Here is a 24,989-nt window from a genome sequence, read left to right as displayed (position 1 = left end):
GCGCGCAATCTCGCGCCAAACTGCCGACAAAGGACGCCGCATGCCCGCAGATCTCGTCACCCTCTTGCCGATGGCCGTGGTCCTTGTCCTGATCGGCGCCTTTGCCGGGGTGGTCGGCGGGCTTCTCGGGGTCGGCGGCGGCATCGTGCTGGTGCCGGCCTTCTTCTATGCCTTTCAAAGCCTTGGTCTTGGCGGCGACCATCTGATGCAGGTCTGCGTCGGCACGTCGCTGGCCACCATCGTCGTGACCTCGATCCGGTCGGTCAACGGCCACAGCCGGCGCGGCGCGGTGGACTGGGAGGTGCTGAAGCGCTGGGGCCCGGGGCTGGTGATCGGGGCGGCACTGGGGGTTCTGGTTGCCGCTCAGGTCAAGTCGCTGGTGCTGCAGGCGGTCTTTGGCGGGCTGGCGGGGGTGGCCGGGCTTTACATGGCCTTCGGCCGCGAGCACTGGCGGCTTGGCGCGGCCATGCCGGGGCTTGCGGGGGCAGGGATCCTGTCCTCGGTCGTCGGGTTCTTTTCGGCGCTGATGGGGATTGGCGGCGGCACCTTCGGCGTGCCGCTGATGTCGCTTTATTCCCTGCCGATCCACCGCGCCGTCGGCACTGCCTCGGGCTTTGGCATCCTGATCGCAGTGCCTGCGGTGCTGGGCTTCCTGATGATGCCGCTCCGCGATGCGCCGCCGCTGAGTATCGGCGCCGTCAACCTGCCGGCCTTTGCCATCGTGATCGGATCGACGCTGGTGACGACACCCTGGGGCGTGGCGCTGGCGCACAGGATGGACCCCAGGCCGCTGAAACGCGCCTTCGCGGTGTTCCTGACGCTGGTGGCGCTGAACATGCTGCGCAAGGTGGCTTTCGGATGACGGGCTGGCGCAAGATCGGACCGGACCCGGCGATCCTGCGCTGGAGCCAAGCCGCCCATCCGCTTGCCGTGGCGGCGCTGGCCGAAAGCGCCGAGCCGCTGCGCTGTGGCGGCACCTGGGCCGTGGGGCTGGACCTGCTGCCCAACGCCGCAGATGGGTCGGTGGCGGGCGTTGCCCTGCCGTGGCAGGTTCTGGGCCTGACGCCGCAGCCCCTGCACAGGGCGCAGCTCTCCACCGTTCACCCCGGCTATCCGCAGCCCTCGCCGGACGAGACCGAGGCCGCCTACGGCTTTCGCCTGCGCCGCGATTCCGCCCATCTCGACGGGCTTCTGGCGGTTGGACCCGGCAAGCGGCGGATGGTCAGGGAGCCGCATGCCTGGATTCTGGGCCTGCCGCTGACCACGTCACCGGCCGCGCCGCTGGTGGTCTGGGAGGGCAGCCATCGGCTGATGCAGGCCGCACTGGCCCGGGCCTTTGCCGGCCATGCGCCCGAGAGCTGGGGCGAGGTGGACATCACCGAAGCCTATCAGGCCGCCCGGGCCGACGTGTTCCGCAGCTGCCGGCGCGTCGAATTGCCCGGGCGCCCGGGGGAGGCGGTGGTGATGCACCGCCACCTGATCCACGGCGTCGCACCCTGGAGTGCTGCGGCAACCGCCCCGCCCGAGGGGCGGATCGTGGCCTATTTCCGGCCGCTGATGGCCTCGGTCGCCGATTGGATGGTCCCGGCGCAGCCGGGCGATTTCTGACGCAGAAATCGGCGCGGAATTTGTGCCAAATTCCGGCCTTATCCTGAAATCCGGCCCAGCCTGCCGCCGCGGCGCTTGGCCAGCTGGCCCGCGCGACCGGGCAGCTGCGCCATGATGGCCCGCCGCTCCTCGGTGCTTTTGCGCGACCAGCTGCTGATCTCGTCGACGGTCCGCTTGCAGCCGACGCAAAGCTGCGCCTCGGGATGCACCACGCAGATCTTGATGCAGGGGCTTTCGATCTCGGCGCGTTTCCAGATCTCGTCGTTCATGGGGCCCCCATCATGCGCATCCGGTCCAGCGCACCTTGCAGAATATATCCTGCCGCCACCTGGTCGATCACCTCTTTGCGACGTTTGCGTGACGTATCCGCCTCCAGCAGTGCGCGTTCGGCGGCGACGGTGGACAGGCGTTCGTCCCAGAAGGTGATCGGCAGCGCGGTGAGCTTTTCCAGATTGCGGGCAAAGGCGCGGGTCGATTGCACCCGCGGACCTTCGGAGCCGTCCATGTTCAGCGGCAGGCCAAGGATCAGCCCGGCCGCCTCTTTTGCTGCGACGATCGCCAGCAACCGCTGCGCGTCCAGCGTGAATTTCTCGCGCCTGATCACCTCGATCGGCGTGCCGACGGTGCGCGTCAGGTCCGAGACCGCGACGCCGATGGTCTTGTCGCCAAGGTCAAGGCCGAGAATGGCCCGATAGGGCGGCAGCAGGGCGGCAAATTCGGCAACGTCGGTCAGGATCACGGCGCGAACCCCGCGGCGGCGGCGGCGGTGCGCACTTCGGCCAGCGCCGCCGGATCGGCCGCGAGCGCCTGTTCCGCCGCCGCCAGCGCGGCGCGGCCGCGGTCGGGCTGGGCCAGAACGCCAAGCACGCCCATCAGCTTGACCCAATCCTCCACCGGGCCGCCGTCGGACATCAGCCGCGCTTCAAGCTGGCCCACCATGCCCTCGATCATCGCCTGGCGATCCGCCGCGCTCATGTCGCTTGCAGCGGCCATGTCGGCGGCGCTCGGCCCCTGCAAATCCGGCCCCTTGGCGTCGGGCAGGGAGAACCGGATTCCGGCCTGTTCGGCCACGGCCTGAATGTCGGTGCGGATGGCCTGAGCCCAGGGCGCCTCTGCCGGACCCTCGGCGAGAAGCGGCTGCCAGAGCGCAAAGCTGCGGTCGGGCCGGCCGACCTGGGCGAACATCAGGCCGGACAGGTAGCGTGCCATCGGATGCTGCGGGTCCTGTTCCAGCGTGCGGATGATCCAGCCCTCGGCCTCGGGCGAGACATAGCCGCCGGCCTGCGCAATCAGGATTTCCGCCATCATCAGCTGCTGGTCGGCCGTGGCGGCGTCACCCTGCACGTCGAGCAGCCTGGTTTGTGCGGCAAGGGCGGCGTCAAAATTGCCAAGCGCGCTTTCGTTGCGGGCCAGAAGTTCCAGCCCCGTGACATCTTCGGGCCGCGCCGCCACCGCCGCGCGCAGCTTGTCCATCAGCGCCGCAAATTCGGCGCCCGCCGGGGCCGCCGGGGCTGCGGGCACCGCCGCCACCGCCTCGGCCTGCGAGGGGCGGGTCTTGTAGGCGTCCTCGGCCATGTCCAGCCGCAGCGCCAGAGGCAGGTCGGGATAGCCCGGCGCGCCGATGCGGTTGTAAAGCCAAAGCGCACCCGCCAGCACGATCAAGACAAACCCGACGGCCAGGACCAGACCCCGCCGATCAGTACGCGCGCCGGGGCCGCCGGCCTTCTGCACGGCGCGATCCGCCTCCAGCAGCCGCCGCGATACCTCGACCCGCAGCCGCTGCGCCTCGTCCGCGGCCAGCGTGCCGCGGGCCAGATCGCGGTCCACCTCGGCCAGCTGGTCGCGGTAGACCTTGAGGTCGGGATGCTCGACCGCAGTCTCGGCCCCGCGCCGCAGCGCCTGCACGAGTATCGCCGCGACCACCGCAGCCAAGGCCGCCGCAACTGCCCAGAAGAGCCACTGATCCATCATCTTCCCCGCGAAATTCTCGGCCTCATGTAGCCCTTTCCCCCCGGTCGCAAAAGGGGCCAAGCCGCCGCATGGGACATTCCGACCAGCAATGTCGCAATTTTCCCGATTGTGCCGTTCAGGGGAAGGGTTAAACCGGCATTTCGAAGGACAAGCGGATAAGACGCAAAGGGGCCTCCCAATGAAACGCTATTCGGTCTTTGCCATCGCCAAACAGGCGATGAACTATCACCTCGGTTGGGAAAAGGCCTGGGCCTCTCCGGCGCCGAAAAAGGAATACGACGTCGTGATCGTCGGGGCCGGCGGGCATGGTCTGGCGACCGCCTATTACCTCGGCAAGAACCACGGCATCAAGAACGTGGCGATCATCGAGAAGGGCTGGCTTGGCGGTGGCAACACCGGGCGCAATACGACCATCATCCGGTCGAACTACCTGCAGGACCCTTCGGCGGCGATCTATGACAAGGCGCTGCAGCTTTACGAGGGCCTGAGCCAGGACCTGAACTATAACGTCATGTTCAGCCCCCGCGGGCTTCTGATGCTGGCGCAGACCCATCACGAGGTGCGCGGCTATCTGCGCACGGTGCACGCGAACATGCTGCAGGGCGTGACGACGGAATACATCTCGCCGGCCCGCGTCAAGGAGCTGGTGCCGATCATCAACATCGACGGCCCGCGCTATCCGGTTCTCGGCGCGCTTTACCAGCCGCGCGGCGGCACCGGGCGGCATGACGCCGTGGCCTGGGGCTATGCGCGGGCCTGTTCGGCGATGGGGATGGACATCATCCAGCAGACCGAAGTCACCGCCGTCCGCCAGGAAGGCGGCGTGGTCAAGGGCGTGGAGACCACCAAGGGCTTCATCGGCTGCAAGAAGCTGGGCGTTGTCGTTGCCGGCCATTCCGGCCAGCTTGCCGAAATGGCGGGCTTCCGCCTGCCGATCGAAGCGGTTGCGCTGCAGGCGCTGGTTTCCGAGCCGATCAAGCCCTGCATGGATGTGGTGGTGATGGCCAACACCGTGCACGGCTACATGAGCCAGTCCGACAAGGGCGAGATGGTGATCGGCGGCGGCACTGACGGGTTCAACAACTTCACCCAGCGCGGCTCGTTCCACCATGTCGAGGAAACCCTGCGGGCGCTGATCGAAACCTTCCCGATGATCTCGCGCCTGAAGATGCTGCGGCAATGGGGCGGCATCGTCGACATGACCGGCGACCGCTCGCCCATCCTGTCGAAGACGCCCTTGGGCAATTGCTTCTTCAATTGCGGCTGGGGCACCGGCGGCTTCAAGGCGATCCCCGGCTCGGGCTGGGCGATGGCCGAGCTGATGGCCAAGGGCGAACCGGGTCCGCTGACCGAGGAGTTCTCGATGTGGCGGTTCAAGGAAGGCAAGTTCATCGACGAGTCGGTGGCTGCCGGGGTGGCGCACTGATGGCTGGAACAACTGATTTCATGGGAGAGATCAAATGCTGATCCTCGAATGCCCCTATTGCGGCGTGAAGGCCGAAGAAACCGAACTCAGCCCCGGCTATGAGGCGCATCTGAAGCGCTTTGGCCCCGGTTCCTCGCCCGAGGAATTCGAAGCCTACATGTTCGCGCGGAAAAACCCCAAGGGCGTGCATTTCGAACGCTGGCGGCATGCCTATGGCTGCGGCAAGTGGTTCTTGGCCGCGCGCTGCACCGCCACGCTGGAGGTGTTCGGCACCTATCCGGCGCAGTCGGGCGAACCGCCTGCCGATCTGCAGGCCAAGATCAAGGCCAAGCGGCCCAACTGGGAGGGCTACAAGTGAGCACCCGTCTGCAAAAAGGTGGTCGCCTGATCGACCGCACGCGCTCCGCGTCCTTCACCTTCAACGGCAAGCGCCTGTCGGGCTTTGCCGGCGACACGCTGGCCTCCAGCCTTCTGGCCAATGACCAGATGCTGGTGGGCCGTTCGTTCAAGTATCACCGCCCGCGCGGCATCGTCGCCAGCGGCGCCGAAGAGCCGAACGCGCTGGTCAACATGGGCGAGGGCGGCCGGTTCGAACCGAACCAGCGCGTCACCACGACCGAGCTCTTTGACGGTCTGACCGCCACCTCGCAGAACCACTGGCCTTCGCTGGAATTCGACGTCGGCGTCGTCAACAACTATGCCGCGCGCTTCCTGCCGGCCGGGTTCTACTACAAGACCTTCATGTTTCCGCGCTTCGCGTGGAAACATGTGTTCGAACCGATCGTGCGTCAGTCGGCGGGTCTGGGCAAGGTGCCGCAGGGCCCCGAGGTGGACCGCTACGAATACGCCTATGCCTTCTGCGATCTGTTCATCGTCGGCGGCGGCATTGCCGGCTTGCAGGCGGCGCTGGTCGCAGGGCAGGCGGGGAGCCGTGTGATCTTGGTCGAGCAGACCGCCCATTGGGGCGGTCGCGCGCCGGTGGATGGCGATGTGATCGACGGCAAGCCTGCCGATCAATGGGTGAAAGACACCGTCCAAGCCCTTGAAAAGCTGCCGAATGTCACACTGCGCCTGCGGACCATGGCGTCCGGCGTCTATGACCACGGCTATGTGCTGGCCGACGAAAAGGTCGCCGACCATACCCCCGGCGACGGGCGTCCGCGCCATCGTCTGTGGCGCATCCGGGCGGGCAAGATCATCTCGGCGCAGGGCGCGATCGAGCGGCCCTTGTCCTTTGCCGGCAACGACATTCCCGGCGTGATGCTGGCATCCGCCGTGCGCGACTATGTGGTGAACTTTGCCGTCTCGCCCGGCGACCGCACTGTGGTTGTGACCAACAACGACGACGCCTATCGCACCGCCATCGCCTTGAAAGAGGCCGGGCTTGAAGTGCCGGCGATCATCGACGCCCGCACCAGCCTGACCGGCGATCTGCCGGCCAAGGCCAAGGCCATGGGAATCCGGGTTGAAGCGGGCCGCGCGGTGGTCAAGGTCAAGGGCGGCAAGCGCGTGACCGGGGTTTCGATCGGCCTGCAAGCCGGCGAAGGTGCGGTTCTGGAAGACATCGCCTGCGATGCGGTGGCGATGTCGGGCGGCTGGTCGCCGGTGGTCCATCTGTGGAGCCATTGCGCCGGCAAGCTGGTCTGGGACGAGGCGCAGGCCCATTTCCGCCCCGACCCCAAGCGCCCGCCGACCAATCAGGACGGTGCTGCGATGGTGGCCATTGTCGGGGCCGCCAACGGCAATCTGTCGGCCGCAGCGGCGCTGGCCGATGTGGCGGCGCAGCTTGGCGGCAGCGCCGTGACGGCCGTCGAGGTGCCCGAGGCTGCGATGCTGGCGGTCTGGATCATGCCGCAGGGCGCCGGTCCGGCGCTGAAGATGAAGATGTGGCTCGACTACCAGAACGACGTGAAGGTGTCCGACGTTCAGCTGGCCGCGCGCGAGGGATATACCTCCGTCGAGCATACCAAGCGCTATACCACGCTTGGCATGGCCACCGATCAGGGCAAGCTGTCGAACATCAACGGCCTGGCGGTTCTGGCCGGGGCCTTGAACGACCAGATCCCGAATGTCGGCACCACCACCTTCCGCCCGCCCTATACCCCGGTGCCCTTTGGCGCACTGGCCGGCGAAAGCCGGGGCGAGATCTTCCAGCCCCTGCGCAAATCGCCGATGCATGGCTGGCACGAAGCCCATAACGCCTATCTGGAGCCGGTTGGCCTGTGGCGCCGGGCCTATTGCTACCCGCGTGCCGGCGAGAACCATGAGCAGGCCGTCAACCGCGAGATCCTGAACGCGCGGGCCAATGTCGGCATGCTGGACGCCTCGACCCTTGGCAAGATCATCGTCAAAGGGCCGGATGCCGGCCGCTTCCTCGACATGCTCTACACCAATGTCATGTCGAATCTTGGCATCGGCAAGTGCCGCTATGGTCTGATGTGCAACGAGCAGGGATTCCTCAGCGATGACGGCGTGGTCATCCGCCTGTCGGAAGACTCATGGCTGTGCCACACCACCACCGGCGGCGCCGACCGCATCCACGGCTGGATGGAAGACTGGCTGCAATGCGAATGGTGGGACTGGAAGGTCTACACGGCCAACGTGACCGAGGAATATGCCCAGATCGCCGTCGCTGGCCCCAACGCCCGCAAGGTCTTGGAAAAGCTCGGCGGGATGGATGTTTCCAAGGAAACGCTGCCCTTCATGACCTTTGCCGATGGCACGCTGGGCGGCCTTCCGGTGCGGGTGCATCGCATCTCGTTCTCGGGGGAGCTGTCCTATGAAATCGCCACTCCGGCGAGCCACGGCCTTGCCCTATGGGAAGCGCTGATCGAGGCCGGCCAAGAGTTCGGCGTCATGCCCTATGGCACTGAGGCCATGCACATCATGCGGGCCGAAAAGGGCTTCATCATGATCGGTGATGAAACCGACGGCACGGTCATTCCGCAGGATCTCAACCTTGGCTGGGCGATTTCCAAGAAAAAGGCGGATTACCTTGGCAAGCGGGGGCAGGAACGCACCCATCTGGCCTCGCCTGACCGCTGGAAACTGGCCGGGTTCGAGACCCTGACCGGCGGCGTGATCCCCGATGGCAGCTACATCATTGCCGACGGCCACAACGCCAACGGCCAGCGCAACACGCAAGGCCGCGTCACCTCGACCTATTATTCGCCGACCCTGAAGAAGGGCATCGCGATGGGTCTCATCAAGGGCGGCATGGACCGTCTGGGCGATGTGGTGGAGTTCAACACCGTGGCCGGCAGCACCGTGAAGGCCAAGGTGGTGGACCCGGTGTTCTATGACAAGGACGGGGAGAAGGGCAATGCGTAATCCGGTTTCGCCTCTGGGCAATGCCACGTTCGACGGCTTCTGCAAGATCCGGGAAATCGGGCCTTTGGGCATGATCTCGCTGCGCGCCAAGCCCGATGTCAAGGAACTGGCCAAGGCGGTCAAGACGGCCGTCGGCACCAAGCTTCCGGCGCAGCGCCGCATCGAGGTGGCGGGCGACAAGGCTTGCGGCTGGATGAGCCCCGACGAATACCTCCTGATCCTGCCCTATGCCGAGACCGGGGCCGCGATGGAGGCCATCGCCCGCGAGATGGGCGCGGCGCACCATCTGGCCGCCGCGGTGTCGGACGCCCGCGCGGTGTTCCGCGTCGAGGGCGAGAAGGCGGATCAGGTGCTGGCCAAGCTCTGCCCGGTGGACTTTGAAACGCTGGCCGAGGGCGAGTTGCGCCGCACCCGCGCCGCACAGGTGGCGGCGGCCTTCTGGAAGGACGGCGACGGGTTCACCGTGGTCTGCTTCCGCTCGGTTGCGGGCTATGTGATGGGGCTTCTGACCCATTCCGCCGAAAAGGGCAGCGAGCTGGCCTGATAGAGCCACGAAGCATAGGAAGCATAGAAAAACAGGGGCTGGCCTTCGGGCCAGCCTTTTTCGCTTGGGGGCGCGCAGCTCAGGGCGCCAAAAGCCGCGCGAACAGGGTTTCCAGAAACTCACCGGCCTCGGCAAAGGGGTCATGGCCCGGCCCCAGCACGGCACAGACCTGCATGTCGAAATCGGCTTGGTGTCGGGTAAGCGACCGGTTCCGGAAGGCTGGGCCAGCCGGGCGCAAGCGGCCCCCCACCCCCAGCCCCTCCCCACGGAGGGGGAGGGGAGGGATCATCCATCGGGCGTGGCGCGGGTTACGGCGCCAAAAGCCGCGCGAACAGGGTTTCCAGAAACTCGCCCGCTTCGGCAAAGGGATCGTGGCCTTCGCCCAGAACCGCGCGGACCTGCACGTCGAAATCGGCGTAATGCTGGGTCAGCGACCAGATCGAGAAGATCAGGTGATGCGGCGACAGCCGCGCGATGCGGCCCTGATCCATCCAGGCCGTCAGCACCGCGGCCTTTTCGTCGACCAGCGCCTTCAGGTCGGTTTCGATCACCGCCTTCATCCGCGGCGCGCCCTGCAGGATCTCATTGGCGAAAAGCCGGCTTTCGCGCGGGTAGTCGCGCGACAGTTCCAGCTTGCGGCGGACATAGGCCAGGATCTCGGCCACCGGTTCACCCGCGGGGTTCATGGCGCGCAGCGGGTCAAGCCAGGTGGTCAGCAGCCGGCTGAGAAGCGCGGCATGCACCGCATCTTTCGACGGGAAGTAATAGAGCAGGTTGGGCTTAGACAGCCCCGCGACCTCGGCGATCTGGTCCAGCGTCGCGCCGCGAAAGCCCTGCGCCGAAAACACGTCCAGCGCCGCCTCCAGAATGGTGGCGGAGTTCTTTTCCTGAATGCGGGTGCGGGGTTTCTTCATCGTCCGGGGCCGTTCTGTCGCGCCTGTGGGGGGCAAGAATGCTGCGGAAAGTGGCAGGTTGTAAACAGGCGGCTGCGTGTCCGGCGGGCCGGGCCGGTGAATTTCCGGGGAAATCCGGGGCGGGGCCTAGATTCCCGCGATCAGCGCCTGCAAGGCCCTGACCACCAGCCGGTGATCGTCGAGCTGTGGCAGGCCCGAGACGGTGGCCACCGCCACCACACCCACGCCGGTGACCCGGATCGGCACCGCGCCGCCATGGTCGGCATATTGCGCCGGGTCCAGCCCGTGCTTTTCCAGCGTCTCGCCCTTGGCGCGGTTGCGCACCCCGACGGCGAGCGAGGAGTCCTGAAAGAAGAAGGCCGTGGCCGACTTCCGCGCTGCCCAGCGGTCGTTCGCGGGCGCAGCACCGGGCAGGGCGGCGTGAAACAGCGTGCGGTCAGGGGTGCGGATGTCGATGACCACCCCCAGCCCGTCGGCCAGATCCATCAGGATGCGCCCCAGCGCCAAGGCCTCGGGTTCGGCAAAGCGCGGCAGCTGCAGTTCTGCCGCCTCGGCGGCGAGGGCTGCGGAATCGGGAAAATCCGGGGTCATGGCGCCCTCCTTGTTGCCGCCAGCCTAGCGCGGCCCGGCGGGGCGGAAAAGCCCGCAAGCGGTAGCTAAAGCGCCCCGATTCCCCGCAGGATCATGGATTTGACCGAGTCCTTCGCCGCCCGCCATTGCGCCTCGGTCAGCGGCTGGCCGGCGTTCAGGGTTTCGATCTGGTGGCCGAAGTCGGCATAGTGCTGGGTGGTGGCCCAGAGCATATAGAGCAGGTGTTCGGGGTTGACGGGGGCCATCTTGCCCTCGTCGATCCAGCGCTGGATCAGCGCGGCCCGCCCCGTCGTCCAGTCGCGCAGCGTGGTTTCCAGATAGTCCTGAATGACCGGCGCGCCATGCATCACTTCCGACGCCCAGACCTTCGAGCCGTCGGGGTGGCGGCGGGAGATCTCCATCTTGGCCTCGATATAGGCGCCGATGCCCTCCACCGGCCCCGGCGCGTTGTCCATGCTGTCGGCGGCATGCAGCCAGATCTCGAAGATGTTCTGCACGACGCGGCGGTACAGGTCTTCCTTGGTCGGGAAGTAGTAATGCAGGTTGGCCTTGGGCAGACCCGCCACATCGGCGATGAGCTGCATCGTCGCACCGCCGAAACCCGCCTCGGCAAAGACCTTCTCGGCCGCCTGAAGAATGAGCGTTTCATTCTGCTGACGGATTTCCACGCGGCGAAGGGGGCGGGCTTGTTCGGACATGGTTCAGATTTTCGTTGACCGTCTGGTCAGGGTGTGGTGCGCTTCAACCTGACCATACGGTCAGGAAAAGATTCGCTGCAAGGGGCATCAAGACCCCGGCAGTTCAGGGAGAAGAGCGATGGCCGCACCGGGTGAGAACCTGCGCATCAATTCCGCGCGTCTGTGGGACAGCCTGATGGAGATGGCCTTGATCGGGCCGGGCGTGGCGGGCGGCTGCAATCGCCAGACCCTGACCGATGCCGATGGCGAGGGGCGGCATCTCTTCAAGCGCTGGTGCGAGGCGGCGGGCATGACTTTGGGCGTCGACAGCATGGGCAACATGTTCGCCACCCGGCCCGGCACCGATCCGGCGGCACTGCCGGTCTATATGGGCAGCCATCTCGACACCCAGCCGACGGGCGGCAAATATGACGGGGTGCTGGGGGTCTTGGGCGCGCTGGAAGTGGTGCGCTCGATGAATGATCTTGGCATCAAGACCCGGCATCCGGTGGTGGTGATCAACTGGACCAACGAGGAAGGCGCGCGCTTTGCCCCGGCAATGCTGGCCTCGGGGGTCTTTGCCGGCATCCATACCGAGGACTATGCCAAGGCGCGGCGCGACCTTGACGGCAAGGTCTTTGGCGAGGAACTGGCGCGGATCGGCTGGGTCGGCGACGAGGTGGTCGGCGCCCGCAAGATGCACGCGATGTTCGAATTGCATATCGAGCAGGGGCCAATTCTGGAGGCCGAGGGCCGGACGATCGGCGTCGTCACCCACGGGCAGGGCTTGTGGTGGCTGGAGATTACCCTGACTGGCAAGGATGCCCATACCGGCTCGACCCCGATGACCATGCGGGTGAACGCTGGCCTTGGCATGGCGCGGATCACCGAGCGGGTGCATCAGATCGCCATGAGCCACCAGCCGGGCGCGGTGGGCGCGGTGGGGCAGGTCAAGGTCTTCCCGAATTCGCGCAACGTGATCCCCGGCAAGGTGATCTTCACCGTCGACATCCGCAGCCCCGAACAGGGCAAGCTGGACGCGATGAAGGCCGAGGTGATGCGCGCCGCCCATGCCGTCGCCGCCGAGCTGGGGCTGGGCTGCGCGATCGAGGACGTCGGGCATTTCGACCCGGTGGCCTTTGACCCAGGTCTTGTGAAGATCGTCCGGCAATCAGCGGAAAAGCTTGGATATTCCCATATGGACATCATCTCGGGCGCCGGGCACGATGCCTGCTGGATCAACCGGGTGGCGCCGACGGTGATGGTGATGTGCCCCTGCGTGGATGGCCTGAGCCACAACGAGGCCGAGGAGATTTCGCCAGACTGGGCGGCGGCGGGCACCGATGTGCTCTTGCATGCGGTGCTGGAAGTGGCCGAGGTGGTGGACTGAGGCTCCGGACTGAGGTTCCGGACTGGGGCCGGCGGCGGACCATGGATATTTGAGCCAGTATGAAAGGCAGGGGCGCGTGCAGGGAATGGCGGGGCAAGGAGGCGAGGCGATGAGGCAGGCTCTGCCGCTTGACCCCATGCTGCCGCTGGCCGGGCGCATCCGCGAGGTGGCAGGCGCGCTTCTGGTGCCGCCGGCGGGGCCGGAGCGGCCGCAGCCCTGCGGCGTCTTCGTCGGCGGGGAGCCGGTGGCCGAAAGCCTGTGCTATGGCGGTCATGCCCATGCGCCGATCAACGTCTTTCCCGAGCCCCGCGCGGCCGAGCGGCATCTGGCCGGGACTTACCTGTTCGGTGGCATCCTCTCGGGGCATTTCGGGCATATGCTGGTCGAGGGCACCGGGCGGCTCTGGGCTTTGCACGGACGTACGGATGTCGCGGGCGTGCTGTTCTTTGCCCGCCCCTTCGACAAGGCGCGGCAGTGCAGCAAGATGTTTGCCCAGATGGCGGCGCTTCTGGGCCTGCCGCCGGTAACGGTGCTGGAGGCGCCGGTGACGGTGGACCGACTGGTGCTGGCCGAGCAGGGGCTTGGTTCGGGCGAGCTGATGCTGGGCCGGCCGGAGGCGCGGGCCTTGCTGCGGGATCGGCTGGCCGAGGTTCCGGCCGAGGGCAAGGGCCGACGGTTCTACATCACCCGCAGCGGCCAGCCGGCGCGGCGCGGGATGATCCTGGGCGAGCAGGGGCTTGAGGCGCTGTTTGCGGCGCAAGGCTATGAGGTGATCCGGCCCGAGGAGTTCAAGCTGGCGCGTCAGGTGGCGATGCTGCGGGGGGCAAGCCATGTGGTCGGCACCGAAGGCTCGCCGTTTCACCTGCTGGCGATGGCGGGACAGGCGGGCTGCAAGGTGGCGGTGATCCAGCGCCGCCGCTCGCCCACCTTTGCGCAGATCTGCGCGCATCTGGAGTGGTTTCTGGGCGGCCCGGTGACCGGCCTTGACCAGATCGCCTCGATTCACGCGCCGAAAAAGACCCGCAATCCGAACCTGATCTATCTGGAGCCGGACCGTCCGGCGCTTTGGGCTGCGCTGGCGGAGGCCGGGTTCGTGAGCGGCGCCCCTTGGGCGAACATGACCGCCGAGGAACGCCGGGCGGCGCTGCACGGACTGGAGACCGAGACCGACCAACGCCTGCGCCCGGTCGCGGCAGAAGATCTGCCCGAGGATCACGGGGATGAGGAAAAGGATGCGGCCTGAAACGGCCTTGGCCGCGCGTGCTGAACCCTCGGACTGGGGCGCTGCCCCAGACCCCGGGATATTTGAGAACAGATGAAGGGGAGAGTGCCATGGCGTCGACGGTGATCAAGGGCGGAACAGTGGTGACGGCCGACCTCAGCTATGAGGCCGATGTCAGGGTCGAGGGCGGCATCATCACCGAGATCGGCACCGGGCTGACGGGCGAGCGGGTGCTGGATGCCACCGGCTGCTATGTCATGCCGGGCGGGATTGATCCGCACACCCATCTCGAGATGCCCTTCATGGGCACCTATTCCACCGACGACTTTGAGTCCGGCACGCGGGCGGCGGTGTCGGGCGGCACGACGATGGTGGTCGATTTCGTGCTGCCGTCGCAGGGCCAGGGGCTGATGGATGCCGCGCAGATGTGGCACAACAAGTCGGGCCGGGCGCATTGCGATTATTCTTACCACATGGCGATCACCTGGTGGGGGCAGAAGGTTTGGGAGGACATGGAGGCCTCGGTCAAGGCCGGGATGACCAGTTTCAAGCATTTCATGGCCTACAAGGGCGCGCTGATGGTGAACGACGACGAGATGTATCAGTCGTTCAAGCGGGTGGGGGACCTCGGCGGTCTGGCGATGGTGCATGCCGAGAACGGCGATGTGGTGGCGGAACTGACGGCGAAGCTTCTGGCCGAGGGCAATACCGGCCCCGAGGCGCATGCCTATTCCCGCCCGCCGCAGGTCGAGGGCGAGGCGACGAACCGCGCCATCATGATTGCCGACATGGCGGGGGTGCCGCTTTATGTGGTGCATACCTCGTGTGAGGATGCGCATGAGGCGATCCGCCGGGCGCGGGCGCAGGGCAAGCGGGTTTGGGGCGAGCCGTTGATCCAGCATCTGACGCTGGATGAGAGCGAATATTTCAACCCCGACTGGGACCATGCCGCGCGGCGGGTGATGAGCCCGCCCTTCCGCAACAAGCGCCATCAGGACAGTCTCTGGGCCGGGTTGCAATCGGGCTCGCTGTCTGTGGTCGCCACCGACCATTGTGCCTTTACCACCGAGCAGAAGCGCTTTGGCCTGAAGTCCTTTGCCCAGATCCCGAACGGCACCGGAGGCCTTGAGGACCGGATGCCGATGCTCTGGACCCATGGGGTGAACACCGGCCGGCTGACGCCGAACGAGTTTGTCGCGGTGACGTCGACCAATATCGCCAAGATCCTGAACTGCTATCCGAAGAAGGGCGCGGTTCTGGTCGGGGCGGATGCCGATCTGGTGGTCTGGGATCCGGAGAAGGAGAAGGTGATTTCGGCCAAGACCCAGCAATCGGCGATTGATTACAACGTGTTCGAAGGCCAGAAGGTGAAGGGCCTGCCGCGCTATACTCTGAGCCGGGGCCGGGTGGCGGTGGAGGATGGCACGGTCATTCCGAAGGAGGGCCATGGCGAGTTCGTCGCCCGCGCGCCGCGCCCGGCGGTGAACCGCGCGCTTTCGGCGTGGAAAGACCTGACTGCGCCGCGCCCGGTCGCGCGCAGCGGCATGTCGCCGACGGGGGTGTGATGAAAGATACAGCGACCAGCGCGCCGGTGATCGAGGCGAAGAACCTCAATCTGGTGTTCGAGACCGGCGACGGGCCGGTGCAGGCCCTGAAGGATGTGAACCTGACCATCAACCGGGGCGATTTCGTGTCCTTCATCGGGCCGTCGGGCTGCGGCAAGACCACCTTCCTGCGCGCCATTGCGGCGCTGGAAACGCCGACCGGCGGCACGCTGACGGTGAATGGCATGACCCCCGATCAGGCGCGGCAGGCGAGGGCTTACGGCTATGTGTTTCAGGCGGCGGGGCTTTATCCGTGGCGCACGATTGCCGGCAATATCAAGTTGCCCTTGGAGATCATGGGGTTTTCGAAGGCGGAACAGGACGAGCGGGTGAACCGCGTGCTGGAACTGGTGGAACTGGCGGGGTTTGGCAAGAAATTCCCCTGGCAGCTGTCGGGCGGCATGCAGCAGCGGGCCAGCATCGCGCGGGCGCTGGCCTTTGATGCCGACATTCTTCTGATGGACGAGCCGTTCGGCGCGCTGGACGAGATCGTCCGCGACCGGCTGAACGAGGAGGTGTTGAAGCTTTGGGCGCGCACCGGCAAGACCATCGGCTTTGTCACCCATTCCATTCCCGAGGCGGTCTATCTGTCGACCAAGATCGTCGTGATGAGCCCGCGGCCGGGGCGGATCACCGATGTCATCGACTCGCCCCTGCCGAAGGAGCGCCCGCTCGACATCCGCGACTCGCGCGCGTTCATCGAGATTGCCCACCGGGTGCGCGAGGGGCTGCGGGCCGGCCACGGAGACCACGAATGAGCGGCGGGGCGCTGATCTTTCTCGCTGGCGCCATGGCGATCTTCCTGACCGCCGCCAGTGCCTTGCGCGGCTATGTGGCGACCGGGCAGGTCTGGCTGATCGTCGCCTCGCTGGCGCTTTACGGGGTCGGCAACCTCTTGATGGTGCGCTTGATGCGGGAAAGCGGCATGGCGGTGGCGATTTCCATCTCGGCGGTGCTGCAACTGGTGCTGGCGACGCTGGTTGCAGTCATGTTCTTTGCCGAGCGGCCAAGCCAGCTGCAATGGGCCGGCATCGGACTTGGCGTGATCGCCGTGGCGCTGATCGGCTGGCCAAAGGGGGCGGTGCAATGAGGCATGTGCTGCCGGTGCTGACTGTTCTCATCGCCATCATCGCGCTGTGGTATGGCGCTGCGGTGGGCTTGAACCGGGCCTGGGTCTACGATCAGGCGAGCCGGGCAGGGGTGGAGCCTGCCTCGGGGCTGGCGCTGGTGGCCGAGACCTGGAACCAGGAGCGGCCGGTGCTGCCGGCGCCGCACCAGGTGGCGGGGGAGTTGGTGAAAACCACCTTCGGCATGGCGCCGACCTCGAAGCGGTCCTTGGTCTATCACGGCTGGGTGACGCTGTCGGCGACGCTTCTGGGCTTTGTCATGGGCACGGTGCTGGGCATTTTGCTGGCGGTCGGCATCCTGCACAACCGGGCCATGGACATGAGCGTGATGCCTTGGGCGATTGCCAGCCAGACCATTCCGATTCTGGCGATTGCGCCGATGATCATCGTGGTGCTGAATTCGGTCGGCTTGCAGGGGCTGGTGCCGAAAGCGATCATCTCGGCCTATCTGTCGTTCTTCCCGGTGGTGGTCGGCATGGTCAAGGGGCTGCGCAGCCCCGACCAGATGCAGCTGGACCTGTTGAAGACCTATAATGCCAGCGCGGGCGCGGCGTTCTGGAAGCTGCGGCTGCCGGCCTCGATGCCCTATCTGTTCACCTCGCTGAAGGTCGGCATGGCGGCGAGCCTTGTCGGCGCCATTGTCGGCGAGTTGCCGACCGGGGCGGTGGCGGGGCTGGGGGCGCGGCTCTTGTCGGGCAGCTATTACGGCCAGACCGTGCAGATCTGGGCGGCGCTTTTTGCGGCGGCGATCGTGGCGGCGGGGATGGTGATGCTGATCGGCCTGATGGAGCGGCGAACCTTGCGGAAGATGGGGATGGCACGATGAGCTGGGTTCTGATCGCGCTTGCCGCCTGGGTGCTTGGCTGGTGGATCAACACCCGCCTTGCCGCCGCGCCGCTGGCGCGAACCCGCGCGGGCAAGCTGGCCGTGCCGGTGATCTTCGGACTGACGGTGCTGGTGGTCTGGGAGGGGCTGGTGCGCGGGCTGGACGTGTCGCCGGTGATCCTGCCGCCGCCTTCGGCGGTGCTGGCGGCGCTGGCGGGCAGCTTGCCGGTGCTGTGGGAGGATTTCGTGCAGACGGCGGTGAAGGGCGCGCTTTCGGGCTATCTGATCGGCTGCGGCGCGGCCTTCCTGACGGCGATCCTGATCGACCGCTCGCCCTTCCTGCAACGCGGGCTGCTGCCGGTGGGCAATTTCGTCGCCGCCCTGCCCATCGTCGGCATCGCGCCGATCATGGTGATGTGGTTCGGCTTTGACTGGCAGTCGAAAGCGGCGGTGGTGGTGGTGATGGTGTTCTTCCCGATGCTGGTGAACACGGTGGCGGGGTTGAAGGCCAGCGACCACATGCAGCGCGACCTGATGGCGACCTGGTCGGCGAGCTACGGCCAAAGCCTTTTGAAGCTGCGCCTGCCCGCCGCCATGCCCTTTGTCTTCAACGGGCTGAAGATCGCCTCGACCCTTGCCCTGATCGGCGCCATCGTTGCCGAATTCTTCGGCAGCCCGACGCGGGGCATGGGGTTCCGGATCAATGCCTCGATTGGCCAGCTGGCGCTGGACATGATCTGGGCCGAAATCGTCGTGGCGGCCATAGCGGGGTCGGCCTTTTATGGTCTCGTCGCCATGATCGAGAAGCGGGTAACATTCTGGCACCCGTCGCAAAGACATTAACAAAGGCCCGGGATACGGGTCGCAACCTGGAGGTTTGGAATGAAAAAGCTACTGACTTCGGCGCTGTTCGCGGCCATGGCCACGGGCGCTCAGGCAGCCGATGATGTGACCCTGCAGCTGAAATGGGTCACGCAGGCGCAGTTCGCCGGTTATTACGTCGCGCAGGCCAAGGGGTTCTATGAGGCCGAGGGCCTGAATGTCACCATCCTGCCGGGTGGCCCGGACGTCGCCCCGACGCAGGTGATCGCCGGCGGCGGCGCCGATGTGGTGATCGACTGGATGCCCTCGGCGCTGGCGGCGCGCGAAAAGGGTCTGGCGCTGGTGAACATCGCCCAGCCGTTCAAATCCTCGGGCATGATGCTGACTTGCCTCAAGGAATCCGGTGTCGCCGCCCCGGCGGACTTCAAGGGCAAGACGCTGGGCGTCTGGTTCGGCGGCAATGAATATCCGTTCCTGAACTGGATGAACAAGCTGGGCCTGAAGACCGACGGCACCGATGTGACGGTGCTGAAGCAGGGCTTCAACGTCGATCCCTTGCTGCAAAAGCAGGCGGCTTGCGTGTCGACCATGACCTATAACGAATACTGGCAGGTGATCGACGCGGGCGTGGCGCCCGAGGATCTCGTCACCTTCAAGTATGAGGACGAGGGCGTGGCGACGCTCGAGGACGGGCTTTATGTCATGGAAGACAAGCTGGCCGATCCGGCCTTTGAAGACAAGATGGTGCGCTTTGTCCGCGCTTCGATGAAGGGCTGGAAAGAGGCCGAGGCGAACCCCGATGAGGCGGCGATGATCGTCCTGGAGAACGACGCCACCGGCGCGCAGACCGAAGGCCACCAGAAGCGGATGATGGGCGAGATTGCCAAGCTGACCGCCGGCTCGAACGGCGCGCTGGACGAGGCTGACTACCAGCGCACGGTGGACGCGCTGATGTCGGGCGGCTCGGACCCGGTGATCACAAAGGCCCCGGAAGGCGCCTGGACGCATCAGATCACCGACAAGGCCCTGCAATAACAGCGGCTTGAGCGGATTTGCGGGCGCGGGGGCAACCCTCGCGCCCGTTTTCATGGGCCGAAGGCGGGCCGGGCGGGGCAAGTGGCTTGCCTGCCGCGGGCGGGTAGCTGTAAAGTAATTTACAAGCCCCAGACGGAGATCCCATGCTGCTGTCCGCCCTGACCGGAACCCGCCTGCGCGAAAGGCGGCTGGCGCTGGGGATGCGGCAGGGCGATCTGGCGGCGCGGGTCGGAATTTCCGCAAGCTATCTCAACCTCATCGAACACAACCGCCGCCGGATTGCCGAGGACCTGTTGGCCCAGATGGCGCGGGCGCTGGACGTGCCCTTGGCCACCTTGCAGGAAGGTCCGGCCGACGGGCTGCTGGACGGGCTGCGGGCGGCCGCGGCGGCGGTGCCGGCGGCGGCGGCCGAAGTGGAGCGGGTGGATGACCTGATCGGGCGCTTTCCGGGCTGGTCGGCCGCGCTTGTCGAACTGCACGACCGCAGCCGCGCTCTGGCCCGCGCGGTCGAGGTTCTGAACGACCGCATGGCGCATGACCCGCACCTGTCGGCCAGCCTGCACGAGGTGCTGTCGGCGGTCTCTTCGGTGCGCACCACGGCGGCGATTCTGGCCGATACCGATGACATCGACGCCGAGTGGCGCATGCGCTTTCACCGCAACCTGCATGAGGACAGCGAACGCCTGGCGCAGGGCGCCGAGGCGCTGGTGGCCTATCTCGATGCTGCGGGGCAGGGGCAGGATCAGGCGATCACCACGCCGCAGGACGAGGTCGAGGCCTGGGCCGAGGCCTGCGACTGGAACCTTGCCGCGGCCGAAGACATCGGCCATTCGGCGCATCTCGCTTCGGGGGCGGGGCGGGTGCTGGCGGCGGCCTTGCAGGCCAGCCATCAGGACGACCTTGCGCGGCTGCCCGAGGACGCCTTGCAGCAGGCGCTGGCGCGGCACGGACCCGATCCGCTGGCGCTGGCGCGGGAGTTCGCGGTGCCGGTGCTGTCGGCCTTTCGCCGCCTTGCGCTCCGCGCCGGTTCGGGGCTGGGGCTGGTGATCTGCGACGGCTCGGGCACGCTTCTCCTGCGCAAGCCGGCCCTGGGCTTTTCGCCGCCGCGCTTTGGCGCCTCCTGTCCGCTCTGGCCCTTGTTCACCGCGCTGGCCCGGCCGGAAACCCCGGTCGAGGCGGTAATCTCGCTGCCCGGTCCGCAAGGCGCGCTGCTGCGCGCGCGGGCGTTTTGCCATGTCAGCTATCCCGGCGGCTTCCGCGGCCCGGAGCTGCGCCACAGCGCCATGCTGCTTGCCCCCGAGCCGCCCGGCTCCGAGGCCGTGCTGGAGGTCGGGCCGACCTGCCGCATCTGCACCCGCGCCAGCTGCCCGGCGCGGCGCGAGCCGTCGATCCTGCAGGGATAGACCGGGCCTTTTCGCGATCAGACGTTTTGACAGCGCCGGAATTTGTCGTGATAGTCAGCCGCAGGGGATCCGTGCCGGACGGGAGTGAAGATGGCGGGCCGCGTGCTTCTGATCGAAGATGAGCCCAATATCGCCGAGGCGATCCGCTTCATCCTGTCGCGGGAGGGCTGCGAGGTTCTGGTGGAAAGCGACGGGGCCAAGGCGCTCGACCGGGTGGCCGAGGCGCGGCCCGATCTGGTCATTCTGGATCTGATGCTGCCGGGGATGAGCGGTCTGGAAATCCTTGGCGCGCTGCGGGCCGACAGCGAGACCCGGGAGCTCAAGATCCTGATGCTGACGGCCAAGGGGCAGGGCCGCGACCGCGAGGCGGCCGAGCGCGCCGGAGTGTCGGCCTTCATGGCCAAGCCCTTTGCCAATGCCGAGATGCGGGCGCAGGTGCGCGCGCTGCTGGAGGGCTGAGCCATGCCGCAGGGGCCGTTGTTCCTTGCCCGCGCGGTCTATCGCCGCAGGCGGCTGCGCGATGCGGCGCGGCTCTTGCCGGTGTTCGGGCTGCTCTTGCTGTTGCTGCCCGCCTTCGGCGAGCAAAGCGGCAATCTGGCCCATACGGCGATCTATCTCTTCGCAGTCTGGGCCTTGCTGATTCTGGCCGCCTGCCTGCTGGCGCCGGCCCTGTCGCGCAGCGAGGCCGAGGGCGACCCCGAGACCGATCAGGGTCCGCAGGACATGGGCGACAGTTGAGATGCCGTTCAACCTGCTGGTCCTGATCTGCCTTGTCTATGTGATCTTCCTGTTCCTTGTCGCCTTTGTCGTTGAAAGCCGGGCGGCGCGCGGGCGGCTTGGATTCCTGCGCTCGCCCGTGATCTACACGCTGTCGCTGTCGATCTATTGCACCGCCTGGACCTTTTATGGCGCGGTCGGCTATGCGGCGCGCTCGGGGCTGGAGTTCCTGACGATCTACCTTGGCCCGACGCTGGTGTTTGTCGGCTGGTGGCTGGTGTTGCGCAAGCTGGTGCGCATTGGCCGGCAACAGCGCGTCACCTCGATCGCCGACCTGATCTCCAGCCGCTTCGGCAAGTCGAACTTGCTGGGTGTCGTCGTCACGCTGATCGCGGTGATCGCGGCGACGCCCTATATCGCGTTGCAATTGCAGTCGATCACGCTGTCCTTTTCGGTCTTTGCCCGCAACACACCCGAGGCCTGGCTGGTGCCGGGCCATGCCGACATCGCGCTCTGGGTGGCCGGCGGGCTGGCGGTGTTCACCATCCTGTTCGGCACGCGCAATCTGGACGCCAAGGAACAGCACCACGGCATCGTCACTGCAATCGCGGTCGAGGCGGTGGTCAAGCTGGTCGCCCTGCTGGCGGTGGGCAGCTTTGTCGTCTGGGGCCTTGCCGGCGGCATCGGGCCGATGATCGACCACATCGGCACCGCCGAAGTGCCGGGCTGGACCTTCCAGAGCGACCGCTGGGTCGGGCTGATCGCGCTGTCTGCCGCCGCTGTCATCAGCCTGCCGCGGATGTTTCAGGTCATGGTGGTGGAAAACATCGACGAAAGCCATCTGGCGCGGGCCAGCTGGGCCTTTCCGCTCTACCTCTTCGCCATGAGCCTGTTCATCCTGCCCATCGCGGTGATCGGGCTGGAGCGCATGCCCGAAGGCACCAACCCTGACATGCTGGTGCTGACGCTGCCCCTGGCCGAGGGGCAGGGGGCGCTGGCGATGCTGGCCTTTCTTGGCGGGTTTTCCAGCGCCACGTCCATGGTGATCGTGGAAACCATCGCATTGGCGACGATGATTTCGAACAACCTTGTCATGCCGCTCTGGCTGCGGCTGCGCCCCGCAGCGGCGCTGTCGGGCGACCTGCGCGGCGGGGTCCTGCTGACCCGGCGTCTGGCGATTGCCGGCGTTCTGGCGCTGGGGTTTCTTTACTATCGCATCTCGGGCGGATCGGCGGCACTGGCGGCGATCGGGCTCATTGCCTTTGCCGGCATGGCGCAATTCCTGCCTGCGATGCTGGGCGGCATCTTCTGGCGTGGCGGCACCAAGATCGGCGCTTTGGCCGGGCTGGTGACGGGATCGGCGATCTGGGCCTATACGCTTTTCCTGCCCTCGTTCGGGGTTGACGCGGTCATCCCGGCGCAGGTGTTTTCCGAAGGGCTGTTCGGCCTTGGCTGGCTGCGGCCGCGGGCGCTGTTCGGCACCGAGGGCATGGATCCGCTGGTGCATTCGGTGTTCTGGTCGCTCTCGCTCAACGTCATTGCCTTCACGTTGGGCTCGGTCCTGACCTTTCCCGACCCGGTGGAGCGGATTCAGGGCGTGGCCTTCGTCAACGCCTTCGACCGCGAGGCCCAGGCCGAACGGCTGGGCTGGAGCCATGGGCAGGCCGAACCCGAGGCGCTTTTGTCGCTGGCGCAGCGCATCCTTGGCGAAGAGGCGCTGACCTTTTTCGAGGCGCAGGCCCGGGCGCAGGGCAAGGAGGGCTTCCTGCCCGACCTGACTCCGGAATTTCTGGCCGAGGCCGAGCGCAAGCTGGCCGGTTCGGTGGGCGCGGCGACGGCGCATGCGATGATCAGCCAGCTGTTCGGCCGGGCGACGGTGACGGTCGAGGACCTGATGGCGGTGGCCAACGAGACTGCGCAGATCATGGAATACTCCGCCAAGCTCGAGGCCAAGCAGCTGGAACTGACCCGCACCGCCCGGCAATTGCGCGAAGTGAACGACAAGCTGACCCAGCTTTCGGTGCAGAAGGACGCCTTCCTCAGCCAGATCAGCCATGAATTGCGCACGCCGATGACCTCGATCCGGGCGTTTTCCGAGATCCTGACCGAGGGCGACCTGCCGCCGGGAATGGTGGCCGATTCCGGCCGCATCATCCATTCCGAGGCGGTGCGGCTGACCCGGCTTCTGGATGATCTTCTGGACCTGTCGGTTCTGGAAAGCGGCACGGTGCAGCTGAACCTTGAACTTGCCCATCTCGGGCGGATGCTGGACCGGGCGGTGCAGGCGGCCAGCCAGACCCGGCCCGAGCGCAGCTTTGAAATCCGCCGCGACGAGATGGCCGAAGAGCTGCATCTGATGACCGACGCCGACCGTCTGGTGCAGGTGTTCATCAACCTGATCTCCAACGCCCGCAAGTATTGCGATGCCGATCCGGGCCTGCTGCGCATCGTGGTGCGGCAGAAAGCAGGCCGTGTGACGGTCGATTTCATCGACAACGGCAAGGGCATTCCGAAGGAAGCCCAGCGGCTGATCTTCGAGAAATTCGCCCGGATGACCGACCAGATGCGCGCCGGCGGGGCCGGGCTGGGGCTGGCGATCGTGCGCGAGATCATGGTCAATCTCGGCGGGACGATCAGCTATCTGCCGGGCCAGAAGGGCGCGGCCTTCCGGGTGACGCTGCCGTTGCGGCTGGAGAAACCTGCGGCGAAATCGGCGCGGGCCGCGGCGCTGTAAAGGGTTTGGCAACCGGTGCCGGCCTAGTCTGTGGACAAGGAGTAGTCCACAGGCAGGGGGGTCCATGGCAGCCGAAGACACGGTGATCCGGCGCAAGCTGGCCTCGGCGCGGGCCGACGATCATGACGGCGGGCCGGGGGCCGACCGCGGCTGGCGGGTGGCGCTGGCGCGGGCGGCGCGCGACCGGCTGAAGCTGGCGCTGGAAGTGCGGGCGCTGACCCTTGGCCGCGCCGGTCTGGCCGAAGTGCTGGAACTGCCACCGGACCGGGCGCTGATCGCCGTGCTGGAAGGTCCGGGCGAGGGGGTGGGCGTGCTGATCCTCGCGCCCGAAGTGTTGCAGGCCATGGTCGAGGTGCTGACCATCGGGCGCGTCAACGCCGGCGCCTCGACGCTGGCCAGCCGCAAGCCGACGCGCACCGATGCCGCCATGGTGGCGCCGATGCTGGACGCAGCACTTGCCGATCTGGAACAGACGCTGGCGCAGGAGGCCGATCTGGTCTGGGCCGGGGGCTGGCGCTATGCCTCTTTTCTCGACGATCCCCGGCCGTTGGGCCTGATGCTGGAAGATTTCAGCTATCGCATCGTGAAATGCGAGGTCGATCTTGCCGAAGGCGCGCGCTCCGGCGGGGTGCTGCTGATCCTGCCGGCCGAGGGGCGGGGACGGCTGCCGCATCGCCCGGTCCTGCGCGCCCAGAACGACGAGGCGCAGACCCAGCGCGCCTTTGCCGAGGCGCTGGCCGAAGAGGTGGAGGCCGCCACCTGCTGCCTGGACGCGGTGCTGACGCGGGCCACGATGCCGCTGTCGCAGGTGGCCGGGCTGCAGGTCGGCGATGTCCTGCCGCTCGGCATGGCGGGGCTCGACCGGGTCAGTCTCGAGGCGCTGGATGGCCGCAAGCTGGCCGAGGGCAGGCTGGGCCAGAACCGCGGGCTGCGCGCCCTGCGGCTGGGCGAGGCGGTTGCCCCCGGCCGGCCGCAGCCGGTTTCCGTCGCGCCGGTCAGCGCTGCGGTGCAGGGCACGCCCGCCGCCCTGCGCCAAAGCGCCTGAGGGG

The 24,989-nt window shown here is 66.8% G+C and carries 25 protein-coding genes; 19 read left to right on the top strand and 6 right to left on the bottom strand.

What is annotated here, in order from left to right; translation table 11 throughout:
- The first annotated feature begins 40 nt into the window (after positions 1-40).
- On the top strand, positions 41-862 hold the full coding sequence (locus G4Z14_RS02275) for a sulfite exporter TauE/SafE family protein (protein WP_164623118.1): 822 nt from the start codon (positions 41-43) through the stop codon (positions 860-862).
- On the top strand, positions 859-1,608 hold the full coding sequence (locus G4Z14_RS02270) for a phytanoyl-CoA dioxygenase family protein (protein ID WP_164623117.1): 750 nt from the start codon (positions 859-861) through the stop codon (positions 1,606-1,608). Before G4Z14_RS02275 ends, G4Z14_RS02270 begins: the two co-directional genes overlap by 4 nt.
- Positions 1,609-1,646: 38 nt before the next feature.
- On the opposite strand, the gene G4Z14_RS02265 is transcribed toward G4Z14_RS02270, so the two are convergent.
- The 3 genes from G4Z14_RS02265 to ccmI are packed head-to-tail and all read right to left on the bottom strand — an operon-like array spanning position 1,647 to position 3,576.
- Positions 1,647-1,877: a DUF1289 domain-containing protein gene (locus G4Z14_RS02265; protein ID WP_164623116.1), complete on the bottom strand. Its 231-nt coding sequence runs from the start codon at positions 1,875-1,877 to the stop codon at positions 1,647-1,649.
- Entirely contained in the window at positions 1,874-2,347 is a 474-nt protein-coding gene (gene ruvX, locus G4Z14_RS02260; protein ID WP_164623115.1) for a Holliday junction resolvase RuvX, read from the bottom strand. Before ruvX ends, G4Z14_RS02265 begins: the two co-directional genes overlap by 4 nt.
- Positions 2,344-3,576, bottom strand: coding sequence for a c-type cytochrome biogenesis protein CcmI (gene ccmI, locus G4Z14_RS02255; RefSeq protein WP_227751472.1), 1,233 nt, complete (start codon positions 3,574-3,576; stop codon positions 2,344-2,346). The genes ruvX and ccmI overlap by 4 nt, the downstream gene beginning before the upstream one ends.
- A 181-nt stretch (positions 3,577-3,757) precedes the next feature.
- Between ccmI and G4Z14_RS02250 the strand changes: the two genes are divergently transcribed.
- From G4Z14_RS02250 to G4Z14_RS02235, 4 genes are read left to right on the top strand one after another with little or no spacing between them, the layout of a single operon-like run.
- Positions 3,758-5,005 carry a sarcosine oxidase subunit beta family protein gene (locus G4Z14_RS02250; RefSeq protein ID WP_164623113.1) on the top strand — a complete coding sequence of 416 codons (1,248 nt, stop codon included), beginning with the start codon at positions 3,758-3,760 and terminating at the stop codon, positions 5,003-5,005.
- Positions 5,006-5,039: 34 nt separating this feature from the next.
- Positions 5,040-5,363 (top strand): sarcosine oxidase subunit delta, encoded by a 324-nt coding sequence (locus G4Z14_RS02245; protein ID WP_164623112.1) that lies wholly within the window; start codon positions 5,040-5,042, stop codon positions 5,361-5,363.
- A complete protein-coding gene (locus G4Z14_RS02240; protein WP_164623111.1) occupies positions 5,360-8,335 on the top strand; it encodes a sarcosine oxidase subunit alpha family protein in 2,976 nt (991 codons plus the stop codon). Before G4Z14_RS02245 ends, G4Z14_RS02240 begins: the two co-directional genes overlap by 4 nt.
- On the top strand, positions 8,328-8,879 hold the full coding sequence (locus tag G4Z14_RS02235; RefSeq protein ID WP_164623110.1) for a sarcosine oxidase subunit gamma: 552 nt from the start codon (positions 8,328-8,330) through the stop codon (positions 8,877-8,879). Before G4Z14_RS02240 ends, G4Z14_RS02235 begins: the two co-directional genes overlap by 8 nt.
- Before the next feature lie 308 nt (positions 8,880-9,187).
- Here G4Z14_RS02235 and G4Z14_RS02225 read toward each other — a convergent pair whose 3' ends face one another.
- The 3 genes from G4Z14_RS02225 to G4Z14_RS02215 form a co-directional block, all read right to left on the bottom strand.
- On the bottom strand, positions 9,188-9,793 hold the full coding sequence (locus tag G4Z14_RS02225; RefSeq protein WP_164623109.1) for a TetR family transcriptional regulator C-terminal domain-containing protein: 606 nt from the start codon (positions 9,791-9,793) through the stop codon (positions 9,188-9,190).
- 126 nt (positions 9,794-9,919) lie between these two features.
- On the bottom strand, positions 9,920-10,384 hold the full coding sequence (locus G4Z14_RS02220; RefSeq protein ID WP_164623108.1) for a heme-degrading domain-containing protein: 465 nt from the start codon (positions 10,382-10,384) through the stop codon (positions 9,920-9,922).
- Positions 10,385-10,449: 65 nt separating this feature from the next.
- On the bottom strand, positions 10,450-11,082 hold the full coding sequence (locus tag G4Z14_RS02215; RefSeq protein WP_164623107.1) for a TetR/AcrR family transcriptional regulator: 633 nt from the start codon (positions 11,080-11,082) through the stop codon (positions 10,450-10,452).
- A gap of 118 nt (positions 11,083-11,200) precedes the next feature.
- Here G4Z14_RS02215 and G4Z14_RS02210 point away from each other — a divergent pair, with 118 nt between their 5' ends.
- The 13 genes from G4Z14_RS02210 (at position 11,201) to G4Z14_RS02150 (ending at position 24,985) form a co-directional block, all read left to right on the top strand.
- A complete protein-coding gene (locus G4Z14_RS02210; RefSeq protein WP_164623106.1) occupies positions 11,201-12,451 on the top strand; it encodes a Zn-dependent hydrolase in 1,251 nt (416 codons plus the stop codon).
- A gap of 109 nt (positions 12,452-12,560) precedes the next feature.
- Entirely contained in the window at positions 12,561-13,694 is a 1,134-nt protein-coding gene (locus G4Z14_RS02205; protein ID WP_164623105.1) for a glycosyltransferase family 61 protein, read from the top strand.
- Positions 13,695-13,783: 89 nt separating this feature from the next.
- Positions 13,784-15,238: a dihydropyrimidinase gene (hydA, locus tag G4Z14_RS02200; protein ID WP_164623104.1), complete on the top strand. Its 1,455-nt coding sequence runs from the start codon at positions 13,784-13,786 to the stop codon at positions 15,236-15,238.
- On the top strand, positions 15,238-16,035 hold the full coding sequence (locus tag G4Z14_RS02195) for an ABC transporter ATP-binding protein (protein WP_164623103.1): 798 nt from the start codon (positions 15,238-15,240) through the stop codon (positions 16,033-16,035). The genes hydA and G4Z14_RS02195 overlap by 1 nt, the downstream gene beginning before the upstream one ends.
- A complete protein-coding gene (locus tag G4Z14_RS02190; RefSeq protein WP_164623102.1) occupies positions 16,032-16,367 on the top strand; it encodes a GRP family sugar transporter in 336 nt (111 codons plus the stop codon). The genes G4Z14_RS02195 and G4Z14_RS02190 overlap by 4 nt, the downstream gene beginning before the upstream one ends.
- Positions 16,364-17,230 carry an ABC transporter permease gene (locus G4Z14_RS02185; RefSeq protein WP_164623101.1) on the top strand — a complete coding sequence of 289 codons (867 nt, stop codon included), beginning with the start codon at positions 16,364-16,366 and terminating at the stop codon, positions 17,228-17,230. The genes G4Z14_RS02190 and G4Z14_RS02185 overlap by 4 nt, the downstream gene beginning before the upstream one ends.
- Positions 17,227-18,072 carry an ABC transporter permease gene (locus tag G4Z14_RS02180; protein WP_164623100.1) on the top strand — a complete coding sequence of 282 codons (846 nt, stop codon included), beginning with the start codon at positions 17,227-17,229 and terminating at the stop codon, positions 18,070-18,072. Before G4Z14_RS02185 ends, G4Z14_RS02180 begins: the two co-directional genes overlap by 4 nt.
- Before the next feature lie 39 nt (positions 18,073-18,111).
- Positions 18,112-19,086 carry an ABC transporter substrate-binding protein gene (locus tag G4Z14_RS02175; RefSeq protein WP_164623099.1) on the top strand — a complete coding sequence of 325 codons (975 nt, stop codon included), beginning with the start codon at positions 18,112-18,114 and terminating at the stop codon, positions 19,084-19,086.
- A 143-nt stretch (positions 19,087-19,229) separates the two neighbouring features.
- Positions 19,230-20,489 carry an XRE family transcriptional regulator gene (locus G4Z14_RS02170; protein ID WP_164623098.1) on the top strand — a complete coding sequence of 420 codons (1,260 nt, stop codon included), beginning with the start codon at positions 19,230-19,232 and terminating at the stop codon, positions 20,487-20,489.
- 90 nt (positions 20,490-20,579) lie between these two features.
- Entirely contained in the window at positions 20,580-20,948 is a 369-nt protein-coding gene (locus G4Z14_RS02165; protein ID WP_164623097.1) for a response regulator transcription factor, read from the top strand.
- Positions 20,949-20,951: 3 nt separating this feature from the next.
- Entirely contained in the window at positions 20,952-21,227 is a 276-nt protein-coding gene (locus G4Z14_RS02160; RefSeq protein WP_164623096.1) for a hypothetical protein, read from the top strand.
- A gap of 1 nt (position 21,228) precedes the next feature.
- Positions 21,229-23,940, top strand: a complete 2,712-nt coding sequence (locus G4Z14_RS02155; protein WP_164623095.1) for an ATP-binding protein — start codon at positions 21,229-21,231, stop codon at positions 23,938-23,940.
- Between the two features lie 64 nt (positions 23,941-24,004).
- Entirely contained in the window at positions 24,005-24,985 is a 981-nt protein-coding gene (locus G4Z14_RS02150; RefSeq protein WP_164623094.1) for a FliM/FliN family flagellar motor C-terminal domain-containing protein, read from the top strand.
- Positions 24,986-24,989 lie beyond the last annotated feature (4 nt).

The sequence above is a fragment of the Tabrizicola oligotrophica genome, from assembly GCF_011008935.1.
Taxonomy (GTDB): Bacteria; Pseudomonadota; Alphaproteobacteria; order Rhodobacterales; family Rhodobacteraceae; genus Tabrizicola_A; species Tabrizicola_A oligotrophica.
Note: the sequence above shows the minus strand (reverse complement) of the source record. Positions and strands in the feature narration are given on the sequence as shown.

Coding starts and splice junctions, on each gene's coding strand:
- G4Z14_RS02250 (WP_164623113.1), top strand. CDS start 3,758: ATGAAACGCTATTCGGTCTTTGCCATCGCCAAACAGGCGATGAACTAT.
- G4Z14_RS02165 (WP_164623097.1), top strand. CDS start 20,580: ATGGCGGGCCGCGTGCTTCTGATCGAAGATGAGCCCAATATCGCCGAG.
- G4Z14_RS02205 (WP_164623105.1), top strand. CDS start 12,561: ATGAGGCAGGCTCTGCCGCTTGACCCCATGCTGCCGCTGGCCGGGCGC.
- G4Z14_RS02210 (WP_164623106.1), top strand. CDS start 11,201: ATGGCCGCACCGGGTGAGAACCTGCGCATCAATTCCGCGCGTCTGTGG.
- G4Z14_RS02270 (WP_164623117.1), top strand. CDS start 859: ATGACGGGCTGGCGCAAGATCGGACCGGACCCGGCGATCCTGCGCTGG.
- hydA (WP_164623104.1), top strand. CDS start 13,784: ATGGCGTCGACGGTGATCAAGGGCGGAACAGTGGTGACGGCCGACCTC.
- G4Z14_RS02275 (WP_164623118.1), top strand. CDS start 41: ATGCCCGCAGATCTCGTCACCCTCTTGCCGATGGCCGTGGTCCTTGTC.
- G4Z14_RS02150 (WP_164623094.1), top strand. CDS start 24,005: ATGGCAGCCGAAGACACGGTGATCCGGCGCAAGCTGGCCTCGGCGCGG.
- G4Z14_RS02235 (WP_164623110.1), top strand. CDS start 8,328: ATGCGTAATCCGGTTTCGCCTCTGGGCAATGCCACGTTCGACGGCTTC.
- ccmI (WP_227751472.1), bottom strand. CDS start 3,576: ATGGATCAGTGGCTCTTCTGGGCAGTTGCGGCGGCCTTGGCTGCGGTG.
- G4Z14_RS02190 (WP_164623102.1), top strand. CDS start 16,032: ATGAGCGGCGGGGCGCTGATCTTTCTCGCTGGCGCCATGGCGATCTTC.
- G4Z14_RS02155 (WP_164623095.1), top strand. CDS start 21,229: ATGCCGTTCAACCTGCTGGTCCTGATCTGCCTTGTCTATGTGATCTTC.
- G4Z14_RS02160 (WP_164623096.1), top strand. CDS start 20,952: ATGCCGCAGGGGCCGTTGTTCCTTGCCCGCGCGGTCTATCGCCGCAGG.
- G4Z14_RS02180 (WP_164623100.1), top strand. CDS start 17,227: ATGAGCTGGGTTCTGATCGCGCTTGCCGCCTGGGTGCTTGGCTGGTGG.
- G4Z14_RS02185 (WP_164623101.1), top strand. CDS start 16,364: ATGAGGCATGTGCTGCCGGTGCTGACTGTTCTCATCGCCATCATCGCG.
- G4Z14_RS02245 (WP_164623112.1), top strand. CDS start 5,040: ATGCTGATCCTCGAATGCCCCTATTGCGGCGTGAAGGCCGAAGAAACC.
- G4Z14_RS02220 (WP_164623108.1), bottom strand. CDS start 10,384: ATGACCCCGGATTTTCCCGATTCCGCAGCCCTCGCCGCCGAGGCGGCA.
- G4Z14_RS02215 (WP_164623107.1), bottom strand. CDS start 11,082: ATGTCCGAACAAGCCCGCCCCCTTCGCCGCGTGGAAATCCGTCAGCAG.
- G4Z14_RS02225 (WP_164623109.1), bottom strand. CDS start 9,793: ATGAAGAAACCCCGCACCCGCATTCAGGAAAAGAACTCCGCCACCATT.
- G4Z14_RS02265 (WP_164623116.1), bottom strand. CDS start 1,877: ATGAACGACGAGATCTGGAAACGCGCCGAGATCGAAAGCCCCTGCATC.
- G4Z14_RS02170 (WP_164623098.1), top strand. CDS start 19,230: ATGCTGCTGTCCGCCCTGACCGGAACCCGCCTGCGCGAAAGGCGGCTG.
- G4Z14_RS02175 (WP_164623099.1), top strand. CDS start 18,112: ATGAAAAAGCTACTGACTTCGGCGCTGTTCGCGGCCATGGCCACGGGC.
- G4Z14_RS02195 (WP_164623103.1), top strand. CDS start 15,238: ATGAAAGATACAGCGACCAGCGCGCCGGTGATCGAGGCGAAGAACCTC.